15 protein-coding genes are annotated in these 15,606 nt (G+C 69.9%); 5 read left to right on the top strand and 10 right to left on the bottom strand.

The window, feature by feature from the left end:
- Positions 1 to 33 precede the first annotated feature (33 nt).
- On the top strand, positions 34 to 1,440 hold the full coding sequence (sthA, locus tag AC5Y2S_RS06840; RefSeq protein WP_499902634.1) for a Si-specific NAD(P)(+) transhydrogenase: 1,407 nt from the start codon (positions 34 to 36) through the stop codon (positions 1,438 to 1,440).
- A gap of 1 nt (position 1,441) precedes the next feature.
- Here sthA and AC5Y2S_RS06835 read toward each other — a convergent pair whose 3' ends face one another.
- A complete protein-coding gene (locus tag AC5Y2S_RS06835; RefSeq protein WP_499954891.1) occupies positions 1,442 to 2,269 on the bottom strand; it encodes a trypsin-like serine peptidase in 828 nt (275 codons plus the stop codon).
- A 215-nt stretch (positions 2,270 to 2,484) separates the two neighbouring features.
- On the opposite strand from AC5Y2S_RS06835, the gene AC5Y2S_RS06830 reads away from it, so the two are divergent.
- Genes AC5Y2S_RS06830 through AC5Y2S_RS06820 form a run of 3 tightly spaced genes read left to right on the top strand, consistent with a single transcriptional unit; the run spans position 2,485 to position 5,254 of the window.
- The gene (locus tag AC5Y2S_RS06830; RefSeq protein WP_499902437.1) at positions 2,485 to 3,456 is read left to right on the top strand and encodes a proteasome assembly chaperone family protein; all 972 of its coding nucleotides are present in this window, start codon (positions 2,485 to 2,487) and stop codon (positions 3,454 to 3,456) included.
- 46 nt (positions 3,457 to 3,502) lie between these two features.
- Positions 3,503 to 4,534: an alpha/beta fold hydrolase gene (locus AC5Y2S_RS06825; RefSeq protein ID WP_499954889.1), complete on the top strand. Its 1,032-nt coding sequence runs from the start codon at positions 3,503 to 3,505 to the stop codon at positions 4,532 to 4,534.
- 33 nt (positions 4,535 to 4,567) lie between these two features.
- A complete protein-coding gene (locus tag AC5Y2S_RS06820) occupies positions 4,568 to 5,254 on the top strand; it encodes a PhzF family phenazine biosynthesis protein (RefSeq protein ID WP_499954887.1) in 687 nt (228 codons plus the stop codon).
- A 2-nt stretch (positions 5,255 to 5,256) separates the two neighbouring features.
- Here AC5Y2S_RS06820 and AC5Y2S_RS06815 read toward each other — a convergent pair whose 3' ends face one another.
- From AC5Y2S_RS06815 to AC5Y2S_RS06805, 3 genes are all read right to left on the bottom strand, one after another.
- The gene (locus AC5Y2S_RS06815; protein WP_499954886.1) at positions 5,257 to 5,742 is read right to left on the bottom strand and encodes a peroxynitrite isomerase; all 486 of its coding nucleotides are present in this window, start codon (positions 5,740 to 5,742) and stop codon (positions 5,257 to 5,259) included.
- 10 nt (positions 5,743 to 5,752) lie between these two features.
- Positions 5,753 to 6,229, bottom strand: coding sequence for a transcriptional regulator NrdR (gene nrdR, locus AC5Y2S_RS06810; RefSeq protein WP_499954884.1), 477 nt, complete (start codon positions 6,227 to 6,229; stop codon positions 5,753 to 5,755).
- Between the two features lie 66 nt (positions 6,230 to 6,295).
- A complete protein-coding gene (locus tag AC5Y2S_RS06805; RefSeq protein WP_499954882.1) occupies positions 6,296 to 6,790 on the bottom strand; it encodes a LysM peptidoglycan-binding domain-containing protein in 495 nt (164 codons plus the stop codon).
- A 303-nt stretch (positions 6,791 to 7,093) separates the two neighbouring features.
- On the opposite strand from AC5Y2S_RS06805, the gene lexA reads away from it, so the two are divergent.
- On the top strand, positions 7,094 to 7,780 hold the full coding sequence (gene lexA, locus AC5Y2S_RS06800) for a transcriptional repressor LexA (RefSeq protein WP_499954880.1): 687 nt from the start codon (positions 7,094 to 7,096) through the stop codon (positions 7,778 to 7,780).
- An 8-nt stretch (positions 7,781 to 7,788) separates the two neighbouring features.
- Here the strand turns inward: lexA and AC5Y2S_RS06795 are convergent, their stop codons facing one another.
- The 6 genes from AC5Y2S_RS06795 to AC5Y2S_RS06770 all read right to left on the bottom strand — a co-directional run bounded on the left by AC5Y2S_RS06795 (position 7,789) and on the right by AC5Y2S_RS06770 (position 15,596).
- Complete coding sequence (locus AC5Y2S_RS06795; protein WP_499954878.1) at positions 7,789 to 10,002, bottom strand: LGFP repeat-containing protein; 2,214 nt, start codon at positions 10,000 to 10,002, stop codon at positions 7,789 to 7,791.
- Between the two features lie 383 nt (positions 10,003 to 10,385).
- Positions 10,386 to 11,546 carry an acyl-CoA dehydrogenase family protein gene (locus AC5Y2S_RS06790; protein ID WP_499954876.1) on the bottom strand — a complete coding sequence of 387 codons (1,161 nt, stop codon included), beginning with the start codon at positions 11,544 to 11,546 and terminating at the stop codon, positions 10,386 to 10,388.
- A gap of 100 nt (positions 11,547 to 11,646) precedes the next feature.
- On the bottom strand, positions 11,647 to 13,074 hold the full coding sequence (gene hflX / locus AC5Y2S_RS06785; protein ID WP_499954874.1) for a GTPase HflX: 1,428 nt from the start codon (positions 13,072 to 13,074) through the stop codon (positions 11,647 to 11,649).
- Between the two features lie 46 nt (positions 13,075 to 13,120).
- Complete coding sequence (gene dapF / locus AC5Y2S_RS06780) at positions 13,121 to 13,993, bottom strand: diaminopimelate epimerase (protein ID WP_499954872.1); 873 nt, start codon at positions 13,991 to 13,993, stop codon at positions 13,121 to 13,123.
- Between the two features lie 5 nt (positions 13,994 to 13,998).
- Complete coding sequence (miaA, locus tag AC5Y2S_RS06775; protein ID WP_499954870.1) at positions 13,999 to 14,916, bottom strand: tRNA (adenosine(37)-N6)-dimethylallyltransferase MiaA; 918 nt, start codon at positions 14,914 to 14,916, stop codon at positions 13,999 to 14,001.
- The gene (locus AC5Y2S_RS06770) at positions 14,913 to 15,596 is read right to left on the bottom strand and encodes a class III extradiol ring-cleavage dioxygenase family protein (protein ID WP_499954868.1); all 684 of its coding nucleotides are present in this window, start codon (positions 15,594 to 15,596) and stop codon (positions 14,913 to 14,915) included. Before AC5Y2S_RS06770 ends, miaA begins: the two co-directional genes overlap by 4 nt.
- Positions 15,597 to 15,606 lie beyond the last annotated feature (10 nt).

Raw genomic sequence — 15,606 nt, 5'->3', positions numbered from 1 at the left:
ACTGTGGGCCTTATCGTCTATGCCATGGGTTCGATGCAGGAGTACGACATCGTCGTCATCGGTTCGGGACCGGGCGGCCAGAAGGCCGCCATCGCCTCGGCCAAGCTAGGCAAATCGGTCGCCATCATCGAACGCGGCCGAATGCTGGGCGGTGTCTGCGTCAACACGGGCACGATCCCGTCAAAGACGTTGCGCGAGGCGGTGCTTTACCTCACCGGGATGAACCAGCGCGAGCTCTACGGGGCCAGCTACCGCGTCAAGGACCGGATCACCCCGGCCGACCTGCTGGCGCGCACGCAGCACGTGATCGGCAAGGAAGTCGACGTGGTGCGCAACCAGTTGATGCGCAACCGGATCGACCTGCTGGTCGGTCACGGCCGCTTCGTCGACCCGCACACCGTCGTCGTGGAGGACCCGGGCCGCCGCGAGATGACCACTGTCAGCGGCGAATACATCGTCATCGCCACCGGCACCCGGCCGGCGCGGCCGTCCGGCGTCGAGTTCGACGAGGACCGGGTGCTCGACTCCGACGGGATCCTCGATCTCAAGACGCTGCCGGGCTCGATGGTCGTCGTCGGCGCCGGCGTGATCGGCATCGAGTACGCGTCCATGTTCGCCGCCCTGGGCACCAAGGTCACGGTCGTCGAAAAGCGCGACGACATGCTGGACTTCTGCGACCCCGAGGTGGTCGAGGCGCTCAAATTCCACCTGCGCGACCTGGCGGTGACGTTCCGGTTCGGCGAGGAAGTCACCGCCGTCGACGTCGGGGCCGCGGGCACGGTCACCACGCTGGCCAGCGGCAAGCAGATTCCCGCCGAGACCGTCATGTACTCCGCCGGGCGCCAGGGCCAGACCGATCACCTGGACCTGCAAAACGCGGGCCTCGAAGTCGAGGGGCGGGGCCGGATCTGGGTCGACGACAAGTTCCGGACCAAGGTCGAGCACATCTACGCCGTGGGCGACGTCATCGGATTCCCCGCCCTGGCCGCGACCTCGATGGAACAGGGCCGGCTGGCCGCCTACCACGCGTTCGGGGAAGCCTGCGACGGCATCACCGACCTGCAGCCCATCGGCATCTACTCGATCCCCGAGATCTCCTACGTCGGGGCCACCGAGGTGGAGCTGACCAAGAACTCGATCCCCTACGAGGTGGGGGTGGCGCGGTACAAGGAGCTGGCCCGCGGCCAGATCGCCGGCGACTCGTACGGCATGCTCAAGCTGCTGGTGTCGACCGACGACCGCAAGCTGCTCGGGGTGCACATCTTCGGGACCAGCGCCACCGAGATGGTGCACATCGGCCAGGCCGTGATGGGCTGCGGCGGAACGGTCGACTACCTGGTCGACGCGGTGTTCAACTATCCGACGTTCTCGGAGGCCTACAAGGTGGCCGCGCTGGACGTGACCAACAAGATGCGGGCGCTGTCCCAGTTCCGCCGCTGATCTAACAGCTGTCGTCGAGGTCGCCCGGCACCCGGTCGCCGGGGCCGCCGGCCTCGGCGCGGGCCAGCAATTGCGCGGTTTGGGCGTCGAACGGCGCCGAGTACGACACGTTCGCCGCGCACCCGCCGCGCTCGAAACCGCCGATCAGGCCGGTGAGCGTGGTGCCGCTCACCCACGGCGCGCCGCTGGTGCCGTCCACCAGCCCCTCGCACGCCAACGACGGAAAGCCGGTGTCGTTGACCGACGTGCTGGCCTGGCAGCCGATCGGCGAGCCGCCCACCCCGGCCGCGTACCCGAGCACGGTGACATGGCTGCCGGGAGGCGGCGCGACGCCCAGCGTCAGCGCCAGCCCGACGTACGACTCGACCGAGGCGCCGGCGTCGTTGCTGACCCGTGCGATCGCGTAGTCCGCGTGCGGATCCTTGCCGGCGATCCAGCGCGGGTCGAGGTAGACGGCGTCGGCCTTCCACACATCGGTGGGAGCGGGCGCGGCGTCACCGGCGAGGCCGGGAACGAAGGTCATCTTGGCGGCACCGGCCAGGCAGTGCGCCGCGGTGATCATCAGATTGCCGGTGGCCGAATGGATTACGGAACCCGTGCAGACGTGCAGGGGGCCGTCGTTGATGAAGATCGCGCCGACCCGCCGGTCCGGGTCCACCGGACCAGCGACCGCCTTCTGCTGGGGCTGGCTGAGCCGCTGGACGAGCGGCCCGGTGGCCACCGGAACGGACACGACCGGGCGCGCCGCAGGCTCGGCCGGCCGGGTGCACGACGTCAACAACGTCAGCAGGCCGACCCCCGAGCACAGCAACAGCGTCCGTATGCGCATTTCGTGTCCATCATGCCTGACCACGGGGTGTCGAGCAGACCACATCCCTTCCCCGCGCGCCGCCGTGTTTGCTGGCCGACATGCGGATCCGGTTCACGGGTTGGCGAGTTTCCGGGGTGAAGACTGCAGGGTGTTAGCTGTTGCATTGTTGGTGCCCGCCGATTCGGGGGACACTGGTCAGGCATGCTGGAAAAGCCCCCGAAAGGAGGAACCCGATGGCCCACGATCAAAACCACGGCGACAAGTACGACCAGCCTGGACAGTCCGGCATGTACGAGCTGGAATTCCCGGCGCCCCAGTTGTCGGCGGCCGACGGCCGTGGCCCGGTTTTGGTGCACGCCTTGGAGGGTTTCTCCGACGCCGGCCACGCGATACGGCTGGCCGCCACCCACCTGAAGGCCGCGCTGGACACCGAGCTGGTCGCGTCGTTCGCGATCGACGAATTGCTGGATTACCGCTCGCGGCGGCCGCTGATGACGTTCAAGACCGATCACTTCACCAACTACGACGACCCGGAGCTGAGCCTGTACGCCCTGCGCGACAGCGTCGGCACCCCGTTTCTGCTGCTGGCCGGCATGGAACCGGACCTGAAGTGGGAGCGTTTCATCACCGCGGTGCGCCTGCTGGCCGACCGGCTGGGCGTGCGGCGCACGATCGGCCTGGGCACCGTCCCGATGGCGGTCCCGCACACGCGGCCGATCACGATGACGGCGCATTCCAACGACAAGGAACTGATCGCCGATTTCCAGCCGTGGATCTCGGAGATCCAGGTCCCCGGCAGCGCGTCCAACCTGCTGGAATACCGGATGGCCCAACACGGGCACGAGGTCGTCGGCTTCACCGTGCACGTCCCGCACTACCTGACGCAGACCGACTATCCGGCCGCCGCGCAGGCGCTGCTCGAGCAGGTGGCCAAGAGCGGATCGCTGGAGCTTCCGCTGTCGGCGCTGACCGAGGCCGCGGCGGAGATTCGCGCCAAGATCGACGAGCAGGTGCAGGCGAGCGCGGAGGTGGCTCAAGTGGTGGCCGCGCTCGAGCGCCAGTACGATGCGTTCATCGACGCTCAGGAGAACAGATCGTTACTAACCCACGACGAGGATCTCCCCAGCGGCGACGAGCTTGGCGCAGAGTTCGAGCGATTCCTTGCCCAGCAGGCGGAGAAGAAGAACGACGACGACCAGGCGTGAGGTTTCGAAACGCCCATAGCCCGGGCCGACACCAAGGTTGGCGGAGATGACCGAGCGGAAGCGCAAGAGCAACCTTCGCCCAGTGCGTGAAGTCACCGCGCCCACGCTCGAGTTCCGCACCATCCACGGCTACAAGCGGGCCTACCGGATCGCCGGTTCCGGGCCGGCGATCTTGCTGCTCCACGGCATCGGCGACAACTCCACCACCTGGAACACGGTGCAGGCCAAGCTCGCACAGCGATTCACGGTCATCGCCCCCGACCTGCTGGGTCACGGCAAATCCGACAAACCGCGCGCCGACTACTCGGCGGCCGCGTACGCGAACGGGATGCGCGACCTGCTGTCCGTGCTCGACATCGAGCGGGTGACGATCATCGGCCATTCGCTGGGCGGCGGGGTGGCCATGCAATTCGCCTACCAGTTCCCGCATTTGGTCGACCGGCTGATCCTGGTCGCCGCGGGCGGTGTCACCAAGGATGTCAACGTCGTCTTCCGGCTGGCGTCGTTGCCGATGGGCAGCGAGGCGCTGGCGCTGCTGCGGTTGCCCCTCGTGCTGCCGGCGGTTCAGCTGGCGGGGAAGCTGGCAGGGCTGGCGATCGGGTCGACCGCGCTGGGCCACGACCTGCCCAACGTGCTGCGCATCCTCGACGACCTGCCGGAGCCGACGGCCTCGGCGGCGTTCAGCCGCACCCTGCGGGCGGTGGTGGACTGGCGCGGGCAGATAGTGACGATGCTGGATCGATGTTATTTGACCGAGGCCATCCCGGTGCAGATCGTCTGGGGCACCAAGGATGTGGTGGTCCCAGTCCGGCACGCCTGGATGGCGCACGCGGCGATGCCCGGCTCCCGGCTCGAGATCTTCGAGGGCTCGGGCCACTTCCCGTTCCACGACGACCCGGCGCGCTTCATCGATGTCGTCGAGCGCTTCATCGACACCACCGAGCCTTCCCAATACGATCAAGGCGCCCTTCGCCAGTTGCTCCGCACCGGGGGCGGCGCGAACACGGTCACCGGCCCGGCCGACACCCGCGTCGCCGTCCTGAACGCCATGGGCTCCGACGAGCGCAGCGCCACCTGATAATCCCTTTGACCCGGGCCGTACAGTCGGGACATGGGCATCGACGTGACGGTGTTGCGCGTCTTCACCGACTCGGACGGGAATTTCGGTAACCGGCTCGGAGTGGTCGACGCCGCACGGGTGGCACCGGCGGACCGGCAGCGGCTGGCGACCCAATTGGGCTACGCCGAAACGGTATTCATCGATCTCCCGGCCGCCGGCTCGGCCACCGCGCACATGCGGATCTTCACGCCGCGCGCCGAGCTGCCGTTCGCCGGGCACCCGACCGTCGGCGCGGCGTGGTGGCTGCACGAGGGCGGTTGGCCGATCAAGACGCTCCAGGTGCCGGCCGGGCTCGTGCAGGTGAGCTACCGGGACGATGTTACCGGCGTCAGCGCCCGCTCGGAATGGGCGCCGGAAGTGGCCATCCACGAATTCGATTCGGCCGACGACGTTCTCGCCGCCGACCCCGCGGACTTTCCGGACGACGCCGCGCACTACCTGTGGGCGTGGGTCGATCAAGCCGCCGGGGCTTTGCGCGCGCGCGGGTTCTTCGCGAACCTCGGCGTGCCGGAGGACGAGGCGACCGGCTCGGCGGCGATGCGGCTGACCGACTACCTCAGCCGCGACCTGCGCATCATCCAGGGCAAGGGCTCGGTCATCGAAACCGCGTGGAACGCGGAGGGCTGGGTCGGGGTGGCCGGGCGCGTCGTCAACGACGGTGTCCGACAGGTCGATTGAGTTCAGGGCTGGCGGTGCAGCACGGCCACCAGGTGATCCTGCAGGGGTTGTCCCACGCCACCCATGCGCAGCGTGTAGGACAGCTCGTCGCCGTCGATGTGCAGCGAACGGCCCAGGGCGGTCACCTCTTTGGCGCTCGGGGCCAGCCCGATCGCGGTGCTGGACAGCTCCACGTCGATGCGGCCGCCGGTCAGCGTGTACGTGCCGGTCTCGATCTCGGTGATGCCGTTCGGGTGGGCGACGATCAGCTCGATGGCGCCCGGGCGGGGCACGCGGAAATATCCCGTTTCGCCGTGCAAGGGCCGGCCGTCGGCCACCGCCTTGGTCTTTTGCGAGTAGGTCAGGAACGGCTTGCCGACGTGGGCGAAGACGACTTCCTCGACATACTCGAACGGCTGGATCGTCGGGTAGAAGCCTGAGCCGCGGCCGGCCCATCTCCCCAGCAGCGGTGCCAGCGCCTCCAGATCGGGATGCAAGTCAGGCGGCATGACCGCCAGCCTAGCGAGTGGCCGGCTCCGGATCGGTCGACGCGTTGCGGTGCGCGCGCAGCGCCTCGATCTCGCGCTCGAAGTCCTCGGCGGACGAAAACGACCGGTACACCGAGGCGAACCGCAGGTAAGCCACCTCGTCGAGGTCGCGCAGCGGGCCGAGGATGGCCAGGCCGACCTCGTGGCTGGGCACCTCGGGCCCGGCGGCGCGCACCGTGTCTTCCACTTGCTGGGCAAGCAGATTCAGCGCGTCGTCGTCGACCTGGCGGCCCTGGCAGGCCCGCCGGACGCCGCTGACCACCTTCTCCCTGCTGAAGGGCTCGGTGACGCCGCTGCGTTTGACCACCGCCAACACCGCCGTCTCGACGGTGGTGAAGCGCCGCCCGCACTCGGGGCACGACCGGCGGCGCCGGATCGCCTGGCCTTCATCGGTTTCCCGCGAGTCGATCACCCGGGAATCCGGATGGCGGCAGAACGGACAGTGCATGACCGCTCCTTCGCCGTGCTCACCTGCGGGCCCGCAGAACACTCCGAGCGTACCCGCTTCGCGGGCTCAGCCGATCGGCGCGATCAGCGTCTGCCCGGCGGCCAGCGCGGGCGAGTTCAGGTCGTTGAGCTCGCGAATGCGATCGGCGACCTGGCGGGCCGGCGCGTCGGGCGCCACCCGGTGAGCGACGTCCTGCAGCGACTCGCCGGGCTCAACCCGCACGACGGCCAACCGATCGGGCACCGCGGCGCCCGCTCCCGTGGAGTCGCCGTTGACCGCCTGCCCGAAGTTGGCGACCAGGCCCAGCCACAGCGTGATGACCCCGGCGACCAGCGCCAGCCCCAGCGTCGTCGCCAACGTGACGGGACGCCGGCGGTGCGGGGCGACCGACATCGCGACGCCGGTGCCGTGGTAGCGCAGCGGCGCGCCCGCCGGCCTCGCCGGGCCGGGGCGGCGGGAACGGGTCAGGCCGTCCCGGCCGGGACGAAGCGCCGGCACCGGTCCGTTGACCGGGCGCCGAACGCTGCTGGTACGCGGCGAGACGGTGTAGGTGATTGTCATCTTGCGTTCCTCCGGTCAGGTTGTTCTCGCTCGTGTGTTCGACTATATCGCTCGTGTGTTCGATGTCCGAACATTTGAGCGAAGCGTGTCGAGCAAGCAAAACGCTAGACCGCGCCACCGACAAATTCGGATGCGCGACCTCTGACATGCAGCACAGGTACCCATTCCCCGCGAAAGTTACACGCATGTGATTCAGCAGCTATAGGGTCTTGACGCCCCGGGTCTAAGGGTCTTTCGACCCCCGGCGACACGCCAGTCGAACACATGTTTGATTCTTGGCCGCCCTCCCGCTACATTCGGTGCATGAGCGACAGCAACGACACTCCCTCGATCGGCTCATCCGTTGATTCATCGCTGACCGAACGGCAGCGCACCATCCTGAACGTCATCCGCGAGTCGGTCACCAGCCGCGGCTACCCGCCGAGCATCAGGGAAATCGGCGACGCCGTCGGCCTGACGTCGACGTCGTCGGTGGCGCACCAGCTGCGCACCCTGGAGCGCAAGGGCTACCTGCGCCGCGACCCGAACCGGCCGCGGGCCGTGGACGTGCGCGGCAGCGAGGAGACCGCCGAGGCGGCGCCCGTCACCGACGTCGCCGGCTCGGACGCGCTGCCCGAACCCAGTTACGTCCCGGTGCTCGGGCGTATCGCGGCCGGTGGGCCGATCCTCGCCGAGGAGGCCGTCGAGGACGTCTTCCCGCTGCCCCGTGAGCTGGTCGGCGAGGGCACGCTGTTCCTGCTCAAGGTGGTTGGCGACTCGATGGTCGAGGCCGCGATCTGCGACGGCGACTGGGTGGTGGTGCGCCAGCAGCACGTCGCCGACAACGGTGACATCGTCGCCGCCATGATCGACGGCGAGGCCACCGTGAAGACGTTCAAGCGCGCGGGCGGTCAGGTGTGGCTGATGCCGCACAACCCGGCGTTCGATCCGATACCGGGCAACGACGCGACCGTGCTCGGCAAGGTCGTCACCGTGATCCGCAAGGTCTAGCGACCTGCTCAGTCGGCCTTGATGAAGCCGTTGGTCTGCGCGACTTCCTCACTGGCCAGCCAGATTTCGGCGAGCGTGTCGTGGTAGAGCGCGCTGCCCGGGGTGTAATACAGCCCGGAACGGGCGCTGGCCTTGATCGGGTAACCGTCCGGCGCCTGATAGGGATCGTCCAGCGGCAGGTGGATCGTCGGGCGCCCACCGACGGCAGGCGCGGCAGGCGCCCCGACGGCCGCGTCGGGGGCCGATTCCGGCGGCTCTTCCTCGTCCGTCTCCGCGTGGTGGCGCCCGACTCGGGCGCCCGCGCCGGCGGCTAGCGCCTCGGCGGCCACCGCGGCGCCGGCGGCGTCGACATCCTCGGGTTCGGCTTCCAGGTAGTCGGTGTCCGGTTCCCCGGCGACCGGCACGTCGTCGATGTACGCGGCCTCCGGAGGGGTGCGCGGAACCGCGACGTCCGGATAGCCGGGGTCGGCGTACTCGTCCTCCTCGTAGCCGGTCACGTATTCGGTGCCCGGGTAGTCGGCACCCTCGCCGGCGACTTCGGGGTAGCCGGCCTCCGCCTCGGGAACGTCGTCGTAGCCGGCCTCCGCCAGCGCGGCTCCCGAGACGAGCGGGATGGAATCGGTGTCCACCGCGTCGGGGTCCTCGTCCTCATCGAAGGCCCCGTCGTCAGCCCCGCGGGTCCAGCTGACGCGCGGCGCCGGCCCGCCGTCGTCCGGCGGCTCATGCTCGAGTGACTCCGCGCCGAGCGGGGCGCAGTCGGGGGAAAGCTCGGCGTCGTCGTGGCCCCAGTGCCCGTCGGCGGGGGCCTCGTAGCCGGCGGCGACCAAGTCGCGCTCGGGCTCGTAGGTTGCGGTGTCGCCGGCGCGGCGCCGACGCCGACGCCGGCGCCAGGCGAAGGCCAGCAGCACCGCCAGCAGGATCAGCACCAGCACCGGGATCGCGGCGAGCAGCCACCACCACTGCCAGGTGAACTTCTTCGCGTGCGAGGGCATCGCCACGGTGCTCGGCTGGTTCTGCCCGGACACCTGCAGGCCGGACAGCAAGGGGGCCAGGTTCGACGGGTCGGTGCTGAAGGCGTTCTTCGCCCGGTTCCAGGAGATCTTGCCGCCGGTGAACTGCTGCGAAATCACGTCGCCGTCCACCGCCTGGTCGCCGACGGGGGCGCCCAGCTTGCCGTTCGGCCCGCGCAGCTTGTCCCACGCGGCCTTCATCGCGCCGCGCACGACGAACGCGCCGTGATCGGAGGTCCAGAAGATCACCGGCCGGTCGGCGGCGGCGAACGTGGCGATCCGGCTGGACGGCCCGATGCCGCCGTCGGCCTCGTTGGCGGTGGGGAAACCGAGGTCGCTGCCGGCGGGGCCGCCCAGCGACTCGTACTTGGCGAGGATGTCGGTCTCGAGTGCGTTCGCGCCGGTGGCCGGGTTGAAGAACACCTTGCCGCCGGCGAAGTTCTGGGCGACCCCGTCACCGCCGATCGGATACGACCCGCCCTGCTTGGCGCCCAGCGGGCCGCCGGCCCCGCCGGCCGCGCGCCAGGCCATGTTGATGGCCGCGTTGGGATCGATGGCCACCTGCAGGCCCTTGAGCTGGTCGGCCAGCGCCGCCGGGTTGGTGGTGAACTCCTTGGACTTCCGGTTCCAGGAGATCTCGCCGCCGCTGAACTTCTGGGAGGTGACCTCGCCGGCGTAGCTTTCGTCGCCGACCGGCGCCCCGAGCACACCGCCGGAGCTGCCGAGCTTGTCCCAGGCGGCGTTCAGCGCGCCGCGCACCACGAACGCGCCATGGTCGGACGTCCAGAAGATCACCGGCTTGTCGCTGGCGGAGAAGGTGGCCACGCGGCTGTCCGGTCCGGCCAGGCCGGGCACCTCGTTGATAGTGGGGAATCCCAGATCGCTGCCGGCGGGGCCGCCGAGCGACTCGTATTTGTCCAGGATGGGCCCGTAAACGAACTTGGCACCGGTGTCGGTGGTGTAGAACATCTTGCCGCCGTCGAAGTCCAGCGCGAATCCGTCGCCGGCGGGGTACACGTCGCCCTTGCGGGGGCCGAGCGGTGAGGTGTCGCCGCCGGCCTTCTCCCAGGCGGCCATCATGGCGGCCTCCGCGTCGCCGATCGGAGACGCCGAAGCGGCGGGGGCCAGCAGTGCGGCCGCCATCACCGTGGTCGCCACGCCGACCAGCGCGCGCCCGATCAGCTTGCGCATTCGACCTCTCTGCCCGTTCACCAAGCCTCCAAGGCCCGTATACCTGGCCACGCCGCACCTGCGGACCCGTGACGAACCGCGTTTTCGCCGGGCTCGCATAACTTTGCCCTTGCCGGGGAGAAATGCGAAGTCAAATTACAAAAATTGCGAAAACGGAGACCGCGCCGATGTCGAAATGATGCGAGACCATGCCCGTACCGCGACCGACCACGGCTTCCGGCGCCGGGATCGCCCGCGTGGCGATGTGTGACTACGCACTCGGTATACGAGAAACACATGTGCCGACGGTACGTGAGGCCGTTAGCTGGTGGTCAATCTACCCGGCCAATAGACCAATTGAGCCATTCGTCGTGGGCGCCACCCCGGCGCCCGTGCCTGTAGTCCTTGCGCGGCAATCGGATTGCTCAGACGCCGAGGCTGCGGCCGATGATCTCCTTCATGATCTCGGTCGTGCCCCCGTAGATCGTCTGCACCCTGGCGTCGAGATAGGCTCGCGCGACGGGATATTCGCGCATGTAGCCGTAGCCGCCGTGCAGCTGCAGGCAGCGGTCGATCAGGTGCACCTGCTTCTCGGTGGAATACCACTTGGCCATCGCGGCCTGCTCGGCCGTCAGCTTCCCGTCCAGGTGCAGGCGGACGAATTCGTCGACCATGATGCGCACCACGGTGGCCTCGGTGGCCAGCTCGGCGAGCAGGAACCGGCTGTTCTGGAAACTGCCGATGGGCTTGCCAAAGGCCTTGCGCTCCTTGGTGTATTGCAGCGTCTGCTCCAGCACGCCTTCCATCGCCGCCGCGGCCATGACCGCGATGTTGATCCGTTCCTGCGGCAGGTTCTGCATGAGGTAGATGAACCCCATGCCTTCCTCGCCGAGCAGGTTCTCGGCCGGCACCTTGACGTCGCTGAACGACAGCTCGGCGGTGTCCTGCGCGTCCAGGCCGATCTTGTCCAGGTGGCGGCCCCGTTCGAAGCCCTCCATGCCGCGCTCGACGGCGAGCAGGCTGAAACCTTGTGCGCCCTTCTCGGGATCGGTCTGGGCGACCACGATCACCAGGTCGGAGTTGATTCCGTTGGTAATGAACGTCTTTGACCCGTTCAGCACGTAGTGATCGCCCTGCTTGACGGCGCGGGTCTTGATGCCCTGCAGGTCGCTGCCCGTTCCCGGCTCGGTCATCGCGATCGCCGTGATCATCTCCCCGGTGCAGAACTTGGGCAGCCAGCGCTGCTTCTGGTCTTCGTTGGCCAGCTTCAGCAGGTACGGCGCGATGATGTCGTTGTGTAGCCCGAAGCCGATCCCGCTGTAGCGCCCGAGGGTGGTCTCCTCGGTGATGATCGTGTTGTAGCGGAAGTCGGGGTTGCCGCCGCCGCCGTATTCCTCGGGCACGGCCATCCCCAGGAAGCCCTGCTTGCCGGCCTCGAGCCACACGCCGCGGTCGACGATCTTCGCCTTCTCCCATTCGTCGTGGTAGGGCGCCACGTGGCGATCGAGGAACGCGCGGTAGGACTCGCGGAACAAATCGTGCTCGGGCTCGAAAAGAGTGCGCTCGTACTTGATGGCACCGCTCATGGATGACCTCCGCTGACCTCCGATGGGACTCTGCCGCCCAAGATATACCAACCAGCCGGTTGGTCGGCGCCCGGTGCGGTCTCGGCGCGCAGGTGGCGGCCTAGTCGGCGGAGAACTCGCGCAGGCTGGCGGCCAGCGCGACGGGAACGCGGGCGCGGATGCGGGTGCCGTCGGCGTTGTGCTCCTCCTGCTGGACGCGCCCGCCGGCGTGCAGCCGGGCGACCAGGTCGCCCCGGTCGTACGGGATCACGACGTCGACGGCGGTGTCGGTGGGGGCCGCCAGTTCGGTGATCCGCCGCCGCAGGTCGTCGATGCCGTCGCCGGTGTGCGCGGACACGAACACCGCCCCGGGCAGCGCGTGCCGAAGCTTGGCCAGCGTCAGGTCGCTCGCGGCGTCCACCTTGTTGACCACCAGCAGCTCGGGCGGCGTGTCGCCATGATGGTCGGCGACGACTTCCGAGATCACCTGGCGGACCGCATTGATCTGGGCGATCGGGTTGACGTCGGACCCGTCCACCACGTGCACCAGCAGGTCGGCGTCGACGACCTCCTCCAGGGTCGAGCGGAACGCCTCGACCAGCTGGGTGGGCAGGTGCCGCACGAAGCCGACGGTGTCCGTGAGCACCGCGGGCCGGCCGTCCGCCAGTTCGGCGCGCCGGGTGGTGGGTTCGAGGGTGGCGAACAGCGCGTCCTGCACCAGCACCCCGGCCCCGGTCAGCGCGTTGAGCAGGCTGGATTTGCCGGCGTTGGTGTATCCGACGATCGCGATCGACGGGACGTCGCTCGCCAGCCGGCGGCTGCGCTGGGTGTCGCGGGCCTGCTTCATGTCCTTGATCTCGCGGCGCAGCTTGCTCATCCGTTCGCGGATGCGGCGGCGGTCGGTCTCGATCTTGGTCTCACCGGGACCGCGCAGCCCCACGCCGCCGCCGCTGCCGCCGGCGCGGCCGCCGGCCTGCCGTGACATCGACTCACCCCAGCCGCGCAGCCGGGGCAGCATGTACTCCATCTGGGCCAGCGACACCTGGGCCTTGCCCTCCCGGCTGGTGGCGTGCTGGGCGAAGATGTCCAGGATCAGCGCGGTGCGATCGATGACCTTGACCTTGACGGCCTTTTCCAGCGCCGTCAGCTGCGCCGGAGACAGCTCGCCGTCGCAGATGACGGTGTCGGCGCCGGTCGCCAGGACCACCTCGCGCAGCTCGGCGGCCTTGCCGGACCCGATGTAGGTCGACGGGTCGGGCCGGTCGCGGCGCTGAATCAGGCCCTCGAGCACCTGCGAGCCGGCGGTCTCGGCAAGCGCCGCCAGCTCGGCCATGCTGGCCTGGTTGTCGGCGGCGCTGCCCTCGGTCCACACGCCGACCAACACGACGCGCTCGAGGCGCAACTGGCGGTACTCGACCTCGGAGACGTCGGCGAGTTCGGTGGACAGCCCGGCGACCCGGCGCAGCGCCGATCGGTCTTCGAGGGCGAGTTCGCCCGCACTGGGCTCGAGATCCGGCTGATCGTGAAAGGGAGTTTCGGGATTCGTCATAGGCAATTAGCAATAGTGCCCGCTAAATCGGTGCGGCGCACCTGATTTAACGCGCCTGGGCGCGCCACCATTCCTCGCTGATCTCACCGCGGGCCACCAGCACCGACGGGCCGCGCAAGTAGCTGGTGGCGTCGGTGACGGTGACGACGACGTCGCCGCCGGGCACCCGCACGGTTAGCGTCCCGGTGTCGGCGCCGCCGTCGACCAGCGCGGCGACGGCGGCCGCGACCGTTCCGGTGCCGCACGAGCGGGTCTCGCCCACCCCGCGCTCGTGGACGCGCATCTGGACGAGTCCCCCGACGGGCGCGGTGAGGACCTCGACGTTGACCCCGTCGGGGAACTGGGCGCGGTCGAACTGCACCGGCGCGCCGACGTCGAGCGCCGCCAGCGCGTCGGCGTCGAGCTGCGGGTCGACGCAGGCCAGGTGCGGGTTGCCGACGTCGACCGCCAGGCCCGAGAACCGCCGGCCGCCGATGACGGCCTCGCCGGCGCCGAGCCGGTTGGCCTTGCCCATGTCGACGGTCACGTCGGCGTTCGTGTCGCCGGCGTGATGCAGGGTGACCGGGCGCGCGCCGGCCAGCGACCCGACGACGAACTCGTCGCGGGATTCCAGGCCGGCGGCCCGCAGGTAGTGCGCGAACACCCGCACCCCGTTGCCGCAAATCTGCGCGGTCGACCCGTCGGCGTTGCGGTAGTCCATGTACCAGTCGCCGGCGGCGACGCCGTCGGGCAGGCGCTCGAGCACGCCGGTTGCCAGCGCGGCGCCCGCGGTGGTGATGCGCAGCACCCCGTCGGCGCCCAGCCCGCGGCGCCGGTCGCACAGCGCGGCCACCCGGGCGGCGGACAGCGTCAGCCCGGCGTCGAGGTCGGGCAGCAGCAGGAAGTCGTTCTGCGTGCCGTGGCCCTTGGCGAAGTACACGAAGATCAGGGTACTTGCCGCCAGGCGCGCAACGCGGCGTCGACGAGCCCGGTGCCGTCGGCGTCCAGCCAGTGCACCCGGTGGTCCCGGCGGAACCAGGACCGCTGCCGTCGCACGTAGCGCCGGGTGCCCACGAACGTCTGCTCGCGCGCGTCGCGCAGCTGTTCTTCTGAGCCGCCGGCGTCGAGCGCCGCCAGCACCTGCGCATAGCCCAGGGCGCGCGAGGCGGTGACCCCGTCGCGCAGGCCGTCGCCCAGCAGGCCGCGGACCTCGTCGACCAGGCCCCGCTCGAACATCGCGTCGGTGCGGCGGGCCAATCTCTCGTCCAGAAGCGTTGTGTCGCAATCTAATCCGATGATTGCGGTGTCCCAGCGCGGGGAGCCGATGCGCGGCGCCGAGGCGGCATACGGCTGCCCGGTGAGCTCGACGACCTCCAGGGCGCGCACGGTGCGCCGGCCGTCGGTCGGCAGGATCGCCGCGGCCGCCGCCGGGTCGCGGCGGGCCAGCTCGGCGTGCAGCTCCCCCACCCCCACCTCGGCGAGCCGGCGTTCCCACCGGGCCCGCACCTCGGGGTCGGTGGCCGGGAACGACCAGTCGTCGAGCAGCGATTGCAGGTAGAGCATCGAGCCGCCGACGACCACCGGAACCGCGCCCCGGGCGGCGATCGCCTCGATGTCCGCGGCGGCGTCGCGCTGATAGCGCGCGACGGTGGCCGTCTCGGTGACGTGCAGGACGTCGAGCTGATGGTGGGGAATTCCGCGGCGCTCCTCGGCGGGCAGCTTGGCGGTGCCGATGTCCATGCCGCGGTACAGCTGCATGGCGTCGGCGTTGACGATCTCGCCGCCGACCCGCTCGGCGACGTCCAAGCCCAGCTGCGACTTGCCCGTCCCGGTGGGCCCGAGGATCGCGAGCGGCCGGCTCATGGCTGCCAGAAACCGGCGAAATAGCCCACGCCGTACGGCGCACCCCGGTAGAGCTCTTTGGCCGACCGCGGCCCCAGACCGGTGAGGCCGGCCAACACTCCGAACGCGACCCGCCCGAGGATTTGCGGCGGCAGCCCGGCCAGCGCGGCGGCGTCGCCGTTGGCCAGCGCGTCGTCCAGGGCCAGTTGCGCGGCGGCGTCCTCCGGGTGATGGCCGCCGGGGGCGGCCGGTGTCAGCGTGTTCGCGCCGTCGGCCACCACCAGGACGCCGACGGGATCGGGGTCCCGGTCGATCTCCGCGCGCAGCTGCGCGCCTCGGGCCAGCGCGGTGTCGGCGTCGTGGTCGTGGCGGTAGACGCGAACCTGCGCGGCGGCGTCGGGCTGGGCCTGGCCGCGCACCCAGCCGGCCAGCAGCGCGCACACGGGCAAGTCGGCGGGCCGGCGCGCCTGCGGGGACAGCCGAACCGGCACGTCCACACCGAAGCCGGCGAAGGTGCCGCTGGATTCGGGGCCGGCGACCTCGTCGGCCCGGCCGGTTCCGATCGCGACCCAGCGCGGTGGCAACAACGCGGCCGCGGCCAGCGCCGCCGAGGTCAGGTCGGCCACCTCGGCGGCGGCCGCTCCGGCCAGCTCGGGAACGAGCACCGGCGCAGCGGGAACGATCGCGATGGCGCTCAGCACGCCACCACAC

The sequence above is a fragment of the Mycobacterium sp. NGS69 genome (assembly GCF_059812165.1).
Note: the sequence above shows the minus strand (reverse complement) of the source record. Positions and strands in the feature narration are given on the sequence as shown.

Coding starts and splice junctions, on each gene's coding strand:
- sthA (WP_499902634.1), top strand. CDS start 34: ATGCAGGAGTACGACATCGTCGTCATCGGTTCGGGACCGGGCGGCCAG.
- AC5Y2S_RS06835 (WP_499954891.1), bottom strand. CDS start 2,269: ATGCGCATACGGACGCTGTTGCTGTGCTCGGGGGTCGGCCTGCTGACG.
- AC5Y2S_RS06830 (WP_499902437.1), top strand. CDS start 2,485: ATGGCCCACGATCAAAACCACGGCGACAAGTACGACCAGCCTGGACAG.
- AC5Y2S_RS06825 (WP_499954889.1), top strand. CDS start 3,503: ATGACCGAGCGGAAGCGCAAGAGCAACCTTCGCCCAGTGCGTGAAGTC.
- AC5Y2S_RS06820 (WP_499954887.1), top strand. CDS start 4,568: ATGGGCATCGACGTGACGGTGTTGCGCGTCTTCACCGACTCGGACGGG.
- AC5Y2S_RS06815 (WP_499954886.1), bottom strand. CDS start 5,742: ATGCCGCCTGACTTGCATCCCGATCTGGAGGCGCTGGCACCGCTGCTG.
- nrdR (WP_499954884.1), bottom strand. CDS start 6,229: ATGCACTGTCCGTTCTGCCGCCATCCGGATTCCCGGGTGATCGACTCG.
- AC5Y2S_RS06805 (WP_499954882.1), bottom strand. CDS start 6,790: ATGACAATCACCTACACCGTCTCGCCGCGTACCAGCAGCGTTCGGCGC.
- lexA (WP_499954880.1), top strand. CDS start 7,094: ATGAGCGACAGCAACGACACTCCCTCGATCGGCTCATCCGTTGATTCA.
- AC5Y2S_RS06790 (WP_499954876.1), bottom strand. CDS start 11,546: ATGAGCGGTGCCATCAAGTACGAGCGCACTCTTTTCGAGCCCGAGCAC.
- hflX (WP_499954874.1), bottom strand. CDS start 13,074: ATGACGAATCCCGAAACTCCCTTTCACGATCAGCCGGATCTCGAGCCC.
- miaA (WP_499954870.1), bottom strand. CDS start 14,916: ATGAGCCGGCCGCTCGCGATCCTCGGGCCCACCGGGACGGGCAAGTCG.